Source organism: Streptomyces sp. 13-12-16, assembly GCF_002114215.1.
GTDB lineage: Bacteria > Actinomycetota > Actinomycetes > Streptomycetales > Streptomycetaceae > Streptomyces.
In genome coordinates this window covers 1-541 of record NZ_NCTE01001165.1, presented here as the reverse complement: position 1 = coordinate 541, position 541 = coordinate 1, and the positions used below count along the sequence as shown (strand labels likewise).

The 541-nt window shown below is 79.3% G+C and carries 1 pseudogene; it reads right to left on the bottom strand.

Annotated features, from left to right (window positions below):
- Positions 1–541, bottom strand: a pseudogene (locus B7767_RS36870) (serine protease); the annotation flags it as partial.

Here is a 541-nt window from a genome sequence, read left to right as displayed (position 1 = left end):
CTCGGCCGCGGCCGGCCGCGGGGTGCGCCCGCCGGGGGCGACCGGGGTGGCGGGGGCGGTGTGGACCAGGGTGCGCAGGGCGTCGTCCACGTCGAGGTGGGTGCCGTGGAGCCAGTCGGCCAGTTCCTCGTCCGCGAACCGGTAGCCGGTCGTACCGGCCGGGACGAGGAGCCCCTCGGCGAGCACGGCCGAGGCCCAACCGGTGCCGCCGCCGAGCCGGTCGGGGGCGGGCCCCCGGGGGAACACCACGTCGAACGTCTCCCGGTCCAGACCGCCCGCGCCGAGGCTGCGCCGGGCGGCCTCGTGCACCTGTCCGGCGACCTTGGCGGCGAGCCGGCGCACGGCGGTGCCGCGGATCCCGTTCCCGTCGGCGAGGCGGACGGCGATCCGCAGGCACACCAGGTCCAGGTGGGCCGAGAAGACGTCGTCGCGGCCGACGGGGGCGTCGGGGGCGGTCTCGGCGAGGGCGGACCGGATGTCCGCGAGCATCCGCAGGGTCAGGGGGTGGCGGGCGTCGGCGTCGGCCACCGCGCCCTCGGGG